The organism is Lewinella cohaerens DSM 23179, assembly GCF_000379805.1.
GTDB lineage: Bacteria > Bacteroidota > Bacteroidia > Chitinophagales > Saprospiraceae > Lewinella > Lewinella cohaerens.
On record NZ_KB903577.1, the window covers coordinates 1 to 9,846 of the forward strand.

Here is a 9,846-nt window from a genome sequence, read left to right on the forward strand (position 1 = left end):
TTGGTCATCTGTAACGGTGACCGTGTACGTGCCTGCAGTGAGGCCAGTGAGGTCTTCGCTCGTTGCTCCTGTGTTCCATAGGTAAGTATATGGTGCAGTGCCACCGGTGACTACCAAATCAATAGTGCCTGTGGCTGATCCATTACAGTCAGCATCCGTGAGAACTGTTGCATCAACGTCAATTTCTAAAGTCGTTGGCTCATCAATGGTGAAGGTCGCTTCATCGGTACAACCTTGGTCGTCGGTAACCGTGACCGTGTACGGGCCTGCGGTAAGGCCGGTAAGGTCTTCGCTCGTAGCACCAGTGTTCCACAGGTAAGTATATGGTGCAGTACCGCCAGTGACTACCAAATCAATAGTGCCAGTGGCTGCGCCATTACAATCCGCATCGGTTAATACTGTTGCGTCAACATCAATTTCTAAGGTCGTTGGTTCTTCAATCGTGAAGCTCTCCGTATCACTACAATTATTCGCATCAGTCACAACGACCGTATAGGTACCAGCGACTAAACCACTGATATCTTCAGTGCTTTCCATAAAGCCGCCTGGGCCAGTCCAAACGTAGGTGAGCGGTGCAGTACCATCACTTACTGACAAGTCAATCTCACCGGTTAAAGCACCATTACAATCCGCTGGAGTTATTGTTGTGCCAGCCGTTATTACTGGACCAGGCTCATCCTGGATGGTCGCGTCTGGCAGGTCTACTGGACAATCGCCGCCGTTACCGTCCCAACTGCTCCATAGATCGTAGGTGCCTGGAGCAAGTCCTGTTATTGTGAAGCTACCCACATTATCCAGGCTACTGTAGGGATAGGTAGCTCCACCATCTATGCTAAACAGGATTGTCGTACGCACAGGCGTATCCGGAAAATTGAAGGTTATTATGCCATTAATATCGCCACAGGTTGCATTACCTTCAACAATACTGGTGATGACTGGAATTGCCTCCACTATTACTGAGGCTGTCGTTTCATCTGTACATTCAGTAACACCTCCATCAGAACTAATGTAGGTACTCGTTACTGTCACGCTATAATTAGTAGTTGCTACTGGTGACACAGAAATGGATGCTGTCGTTTCACCAGTGCCCCATAAATAAGTATAATTGCCGTTTCCTGCTCCAGGAACAGCAACAAGCGTCGCTGTTTCACCAGCACAGATCGTTTGATCAGTAACCGTGACCGTTGGATTGGGAACTACCTCTACCATTACAATGTCACGTTCTTTACAACCGTTAGCATCCGTTACTCTAACAAAGAAATTGTTAACCTGACCAGCAATAAGTTCCGCAGGCCCTACCGTCAATTCTGTTGTCGTCGACAAAATTGTTCCTGGATCGGTCGCATTCCACCATTCATAAGTAAAGGGTGGTGTGCCAAAGAAGACATTTTCTACAATCAGTGTAGTTGATTCGCCTTCACAGATCGTGAGGTCATCACTTACATCTGGAACTGGTAATGAGTTAACATTAACAGTTCCTGTGGCAGTTGCTGTACATCCATCTGCATCGGTTACCGTCACGGTATAGGTATTTGTAGCAAATACCTCTTCGATCACAGTCGAGGATGAGGTTCCTCCATTACTCCACAAGTAGGTGTAAGGAGGTGTACCACTGCTGACTACGGCTACTAATGTTGCATCTTCGTCTGCACAAAGCGTCACATCGTCAACCGTTACTATCGGGACAGGGTCAGCAATAATAGTTATGCTCGTTGTTGCTGTACAGTTATTCGCATCGGTAACTGTTATAGTATAAGTACCTGGTGCTAAATCAGAACGATCCTCCGTCGTGTCTCCGTCATTCCAGGCGTAAGTATAAGGACTTGTACCGCCGTTGACAGTCACGTCAATGGTACCATTGGCCATAGCGCAAGTTTCGTCCGTTTTCGTCGCACTTACCTCTAGTAGGGTTGGCTCTTCAATCGTGAAGGTCGCTTCGTCTGTACAACCTTGGTCATCCGTAACTGTAACAGTATACATGCCAGCGATAAGGCTGCTTAGGTCTTCGCTCGTCGCGCCCGTGTTCCACAGGTAAGTATATGGTGTGGTACCGCCTGCTACTACTAAATCGATAGCACCCACTGCGGATTCATTACAATCAGAATCTTCTGTTGTTGAACCTGTCATATCAATTGCTAAAACGGTAGGCTCCGTGATCGTAAATATTTCTGTATCAGAACAACCATTTTGATCGGTAACGACAACCGTATAAGTTCCAGCAGCCAAGCCTGAAATATCTTCGACATCCGCCGTAAATCCATCAGGCCCTGTCCATGAATAGATATAAGTTGGTGTTCCAGAAGTTACGATTAAATCAATTGAGCCTGTAGAAGATCCGTTGCAATCAGCATCAATTACCGTAGTATTATCTGCATCAATAACGACATTAGGTGCAACGGTTACTGTAACACTTTCCTCTCCCTGGCAAATCAATTGTTCGTCTTCACTAAAGTCGTAGGTAACCGTAACGGTTACCGTATAAGTTTGTGTAGAAGCAGGGGTGACATCTATCGTTGGAGTATCTTCTCCTGTGTTCCAATCAAAAGTTACAGTAGTTAATGGTCCTCCTACATAAATAAAGAGGTTCGACGTCTCCAGCGTAACCGTTTCTCCCGCACAAATAAGAGTATCTTCAGTCAGGTCGAATGCTGCTAGAGGTAAAACGGTGAGGCGACCAACAGCAGTTGTTTCACAACCATTGGCATCTGTAACAGTAACCGTATAACTTCTCGCAATCTCTGTTTGAGTATAGGTTGCTGATGCATCTGTTCCTCCGCCATCACTCCATTGATAGGTATAAGGAGTAACTCCTCCCGAAGCCATTACAGTTAAGGTTCCACTCTCACCACCACACACAGCTACACTATCAGCGACAGCCATCAGTACCGTCGGTTGGTTAATCGTAAAGGATTGTATAGCAGAGCACCCGCCATCATCACTTACCGTTACGGTATAAGTTTCCGCAGTAAGGTTGGTACGATCAGCAGGATCGTTGGTACCCGCAAGGTCACCCCAATCGTATACATAGTTACCTGTACCGCCGGCAACGTTTAGCGTTATGCTTCCGGTTGCTGCTCCATTACAGTCGGCATCCGAGGACGATGAACCTGTTAATACTATTGGGTTCGCAATCGCAATATTGACAAAAGCAGTATCAGTACAACCAGAATTGGCAAAGACAATCACCTGGTAATTTCCATCTGCATTCGCTGTAAATGTCGCAGATTCCGTAAAGGAGAAGGCATTATTTACATCATTCAATGGTGACCAAATATACCCCGCAATACCATCTCCTGGGTTTGCAGAAGCAACGGTTCCTGTCGGGTTGCCCATCAAGGTAACTTCCGTACCTGCACAAACCAAAAGGTCATCGCCAGCATCGGCAACAGGGTTCAAATCTGGATCAACAACTACCGTTACTTCATCTGTACGGGTACAGTTGTTGAGCGTAACCGTCATCGTGTAGGTTGTCGTTACCAAAGGACTGGCAACTGGCTGCGCAGACGTAATATCCGTCAGCGTTCCATTATCTGGACTCCAAGTGTAAATAGCGCCTATCGGAGCAGATTGTCCCTGAGGAAGGCCAATTTGTACACTTCCTCCTTGACAAATGGCTTTGTCATCGCCAGCGTCGGCAAAAACTGCCATAGATATATTAACATCCTGGGTATAAACGCGAACACAAGTACCACGAGTAACCGTCAAGGTAACGGTATAAACTCCTGGCGTATCTCCCCAGCTCATCGTAAAGGTTTCTCCCGTACCAGAAGCTGGTGTTGCTGGCCCAGTAGCGGTCCAGTTATAGGTCGCTCCATCAACTGGAGTAGCCGTAAAGGTCGTAGGTTCTTCTGCACAAAGGTTACCCAAACCTGTAATTCCTGAAACAAAGGATGGATCCACGGTTATGGTTACCTCATCTGTAGCGGTACAGTTTCTCGTATCAGTCACTGTTGCCGTGTAGGTCTGCGTAGCGTTGGCGGTCACTGTTACATTATTACCCGTAAGGTTACCTGGCATCCAAACAACAGATAAAGCTCCTGTACCGCCACCTGTTACAGCTGTAAGCGTAACCATGTCGCCTTCACAAACGGTAGCGTCAGCATTTACACTTATGGTAGGTGCTGATAATTCATTGATGGTGACAACTGTCTCTTCTGAACAACCATTAGCGTCTTCTACCATCACGGTATAATCTCCTGCGGCCAAGCCTGTAACGGTACCCGTGTTGCCAACATTTGGCAACCAAGTAAAGGTTAGCGGCGCTGTTGCTTGCGTGACATTGACGGTAATTTCACCGTTGCTTTGCCCACAGGCAGCATCGGTTTTAACTACATTCAATTGCGGCAAGGAATTCACCGTCACAACAACTACATCGGTATTGCTACAGCCTAATTCGTCTGTTCCGGTAACGGTATAAGTCGTTGTTGCAACTGGAGAAACTGAAACATTGTCACCAGCCAAGGTGCCCGGTTCCCAAACGTAGGTGATCGTACCTGTACCTCCTGTAGAGGAAGCGGTAAGCATAGTCGTTTCGCCAATACAAATGGCATGATCTGCATTAGCAGTAATCGTAGGTGGCACTGCATCATTCAACATGGTAGGTTCACTACCCGTAACAATACAGTTACTCTCTTCGTAGCTAACTTCTATATTGTAACTACCAGCTCCAAGTCCGGTAAAGACATTACTTGCTTGCCAAATACCTCCATTGATGCGGTACTGCAAGTCGTAATCATCACTATTATCGGTAGCTATAATTGTAATGCTGCCATTATCATTACCGTCACATGCTGTAGGATCGACAGTAATGACATCGGTAATCTCGGGATTTTCAACAACGGTAATGGTCACATTGGCTACGCCTGCACAGCCTCCATCACTCGTGACGGTGACATTATAAATGGTCGTAACAATAGGCAGTACATCTACTTCCGCAGTAGTAGCATTCCCTGCATTGGCGTCCCACTGATAAGTGCCGCCGCCTGAAGCAACGAGGGTAATCAACTCACCATCTCCTGAACAAATTTCTGTAGAGGCGGCAATAACAATAGGCTCAGGTGCTTCGGTCACGGTGACCGAAACATCATCCGTACAGCCATTTGCATCCGTTACGGTTACGGAATAGGTTTGTATCGTTTGAGGATTAACGGTAATACTTTCTGTCGTCTCAGTGGTACTCCACAAATATGATCCGCCAGCACCTGCACCAGCAGCGGTAAGTACCGTTACTTCTTTTTCACAAACCAGAGGGTTACCTACTAAGCTGGCTACCGGATTATCATTCACAACAACCTGTACGCTACTTACCGTAACACAGCCATTACCATCTGTGACGGTCACATCATAAGTTGCTGTGCCTGTAGGTGCAACGGTAATTGAAGGTGTCGTTTCAGTGGTACTCCATAAATAAGAGGTACCTCCGCTAGCCGTGATAGTGGTTGATTCTCCATTACAAATTTCCGTGTCGCCAGAGAAGGTAACAACCGGTAATGGGTTGACATCAACCGTTACCGCATCCGTATTCATCACATCAAACTGGTAGGTTTCCGCGCTATTCGTTGGATCAACGTACCAGAGCTCGGCCTCGTCCATTGCGATATTCGTCGTCGTGGTATTGTAAATAACGGAGTATTCCCAAACAAACTCTTCGTCGGAAACGCCATCGTTATTATTATCAATAAAATCGACGTAGCCGTTACCGTTGAGGTCACTCGCAGCCACGAAATAAGCATCACCTGGCATCAGCATTCCAGCGAGATTCGTGTCTTCTACGCTAATTTCACGTAATTGAAAACCGTCTGCTCCACCCAACAGGCGAACAGTGAGGGTAAAGTTGACCTCTTCGCCTGCACAAATCTCTGTGCGGTCGGCCACTTTTTCTACATTAATAAATGCGCCAGTGTAATTGGATGGGTCCGTATCCGTAACAGTTCCTCCCAGCGGGTTATCCGCTGTTGCTGTTGCTAAATTGGAATAAGTGCCCAAGCCAGCAATACCCGTTTGGGTAAACGTTTGGGATGCACCAGCAGCTAGTGTGCCAATGGTACCAACTTGCCCTTCCTGGTCATCGTTGACAACCACATTGGTAATATCTACCGACCCAATATTTGTTACTACGTACGTCCAAGTGACGGTCGGAGGTGCTGTTGGGTCCACCAAAAGGATTACACCTGGCAGTGCATCAGCATCAATACCGTTGGTCGCTTTTTCAATAAGAATACCAGCAGTCTGGTTGATGAGGAGAGTTACTTCATCCTGGTCGTCTTCTGATAGTAGGTCGTTTGCAGGAGTAGAATCAATATCACCACCACTATCGGTGGTAATTTCTGCGCCATTCGTAAGGCTCGTACCCTGGAAGTTAGCATTGATCGTTGTTTCAACAATAAAGGTTACCGAAGCAAGAGGATCTAAACTTGGAATCGTAAAGGTTCCGTCGCCATTGTTGACAACAGTCGTACCATTTGCATCAAAACCAATAATGGTTAATCCAGCGGGCAAGTAGTCCGTGACTTCCGTACCCTGAGCGATGATACTGCCTTCATTGGTAACAGTAATCGCAAAATCTACCTGACTGCCCTGACTGTATGGGCCAGGCGTGCTACCGTTGATAGCGATATCCAACGCCAAATCAAACTGCACAAGCCCAGCATCTATCGTGATGTCTCCTTTGCCACTATCTAGTGTCAAGGTTCCGGTTCTACCTGTTACAGGGTTGGCATTGCTGTCCTTAAGGTTGTCTCCACCAGTAAACTGTGAAGTAAAAGAGTAGCCTGTTGGCAATGTAAACTCAACTTCGTAATTACCTGGTTCTAGATCGTAGAAGCCGTAAATACCGTTTTCGTCGGTAGTTGTGGTAGAGAGGATTTCAGGAACATCATTATAAAGATTCACTGTTACACCTTCTATACCAGGTTCACCTGCATCAAATTGTCCGTTACCGTTAAGGTCTTTGAAGACCAAGTCGCCTAGCTGGGTAAACAAGCGGTAAAGACCTGCGTCAATATCATTATTCGTTTCACCAGGTGCCAATGTGAATGGATTGGTGATGCCGGTAAATAGGTTAGCATCACTGTCTATAGAATCATCACTACCAATATTGGGCAATACCCGAATGTAACCTAATGGACGATCAAACGCGACTTTGTAGGTTGCACTTGGCAGATTCGTAAATTCATAGTAACCACTAGCATTCGTACTGGTCGTTGCCAAAACATTATCATCAGTATCAAGTAATTCCACACTGATTCCTGCGACACCCGATTCGCCGATATTTTGAATACCGTTGGCATTATCATCTTCCCAAACAAAATCACCAATGATTCCACAATCTAGAATTGTTACATTAACACTTGCCGTATCTGTACAACCTGTGGTCGCTGTAACAATCAGCTCAAAGGTTTCATCCACATTTGCCGTAAGCGTTGGGTTTGCCAAAGTAGCATCATCCAAACCTGTAATTGGCGACCAACTATAACTAGCAATCCCAGTACTCGGCTCCGCCGGCGGAGGTGTACCTGAAGGCGTGCCCCCCAACACAACTTCCTCACCAGGACAAATCGTTATATCTGCTCCTGCATCTGCAATAGGATTCTTATTCACATCAACCGTTACCCGTACTTGCTGCGTGCGTACACAACCATTCTGTTCAACAGTCAGCGTGTAAGTAAAGTCAAAAGGAGGGCTCGCTGTTGTTTGCGGATCGCGGTCATTCTCTAGGAACAAATTAGGAGTCCAAGTGTACTGAGCGCCTACAGGACCAGCTTCCCCTTCTGGTAAACCGATGATGGCTTCACCTCCCTGGCACATGGTCTGGTCTGGTCCTCCCGAAGCAAATACTGCTTGAGTGATTTCAATATTATGAACATAAGTTTCCGTACACAAGCCACGGCTTACGACCAAGGTTGCGGTGTAACTACCAGGAGTCGCGTAAGAAACGGTTACATTACTTTGGGTAGAAGAAGTAGGCGTGGCCGATCCGTTAAAGGTCCAGCTATAGGTTGCTCCTGCTACAGCCGGAGCCGCGCTGAACAATACACCCTCTTCTGCACAAATGCTAGCCGGTGCGTTGATACCCGAGACAAATGCTGGATCAACATTGATCGTCATTTGATCGGTAGCTGTACAGCCGTTAGCGTCGGTAGCTGTAACCGTGTAAGTCGTCGTCGTAATTGGAGCAACCGTTAGGTCATTGCCAGATAAATTCCCTGGCATCCAAGTTAAGGTCACAGGAGCTGTACCACCTGTAGTTGTTGCGCTAAGTGTAGCGTTGCTACCCTCACAAATTGTCTGGTCAGCGGCAGCTACTACGCTTGGCGCGGAAAGATTGTTGATATTAATGGTAGCCGTTCCAAAACAGCTGTTAGCATCCGTAACGGTCACGTTGTACGTGCCAACAGCGAGATTCGTCGCAGTGGCTGTAGTACTCACATTTGGTGACCAAGTGTATTGATAAGCAGCTTCGCCGCCGCTTACACCTACGGCAACAGTACCATTATCTTGTCCGCAGGTAGCATCCGTTTTGGTGAGGCTGGCGACTGGGTTTTCGTTGACGGTAATCGTCACAGCATCCGTTGAGCTACAACCCAATTCGTCTAGAACAGTTGCCGTAAAGGTCGTCGTGACCGCAGGCGTAACTGTAATACTGGCTCCCGTTTGGTTGCCAGGCATCCAAGTGTAGGTCAAGTTGCCCGTGCCGCCGTTTCCGGTAGCCACAAGGGTAGTGCTATTTCCAGCACAGGTGGCTACATCAGGGCTAACGCTTACCGCTGGGGGGACTACAGGGTTAAGCGTAACGGTGGTTGGGCCCACCATGCAACGGGCACCAGTGTAACTTACTTCTACATTGTAAGTGCCTGCTCCCAGGCCAGCAAAAATATTGCTTGCCTGCCAAGCACCTCCATTGATGCGGTACTGTAGTGTAGCACTATTGCCACTTGCGTTGACTGTCAAGCTGCCATTTTCGGTACCATTACAAGAGGTCGGTTGCACAACTGCTACGTCTGTAATTTCTGGTTGCTCCAGAACAGTGATCGTAACGCTCGCTTCGTTGGCACAGCCTGCCGCGTTGGTGACGGTCACATTATAAGTAGTGGTCACTAATGGCGTGACCGTAATTGCTGCCGTAGTGGCATCGTTTCCATTACTGCCCCACTGGTAAGTAGACCCACCACTGGCCGTCAATGTTGTGAATTCTCCGGCACATAATTCAATAGAAGCTGCCACTACCGTTGGCGTGGGTGCTTCGTTAACCGTAATACTTGTTTCATCTGTACAGCCATTGGCGTTGGTCACCGTCACCGTATAGGTTTCGATACCCGTTGGGCTAACGCTAATCGTTGCGGTGGTTGCGCCTGTGCTCCAAGCGTAAGCCCCATCAGCTCCTGCTCCTGTTGCCGTAAGCGTTGTGCTTTGTCCATTACAAACCAATGGATTTCCGCTAAGGGCAGCCACAGGGTTGTCGTTGACAATAACCGTTGCGCTAGCTGTATTGGTACAATTATTACCATTGGTTGCGGTAACGGTGTAAGTACTGGTACTCGCAGGATTAACAGTGATACTTTCTGTCGTAGCGCCTGTACTCCATAGGTAACTTGTGCCACCACTAGCGGTTAGTGTAGTGCTTTCTCCTTGGCAAATTTCTAGATCGCCAGTGATCGAAGGTGTAGGTAATGGGTTTACGTTTACACGCATTACATCGGTGCGTACACAGCCGTTTTCACTTACCGTAAGGGTATAATTGAAGGTAAANGGTGCGCTAGATGTTGGTTGCGCAATGTTTGTATTATTCAAGAAAGTGTTGGGCGACCAACTGTAGGTTGCGCCACTTGGACCACCCTGCCCGGCAGG

General features: G+C 47.4%; 1 protein-coding gene. It reads right to left on the reverse strand.

The window, feature by feature from the left end; all coding sequences use genetic code 11:
• On the reverse strand, nt 1–9,690 hold a 9,690-nt coding region (locus tag A3EU_RS34405), incomplete at its 3' end, for an SdrD B-like domain-containing protein (protein WP_425412738.1).
• Nucleotides 9,691–9,846 lie beyond the last annotated feature (156 nt).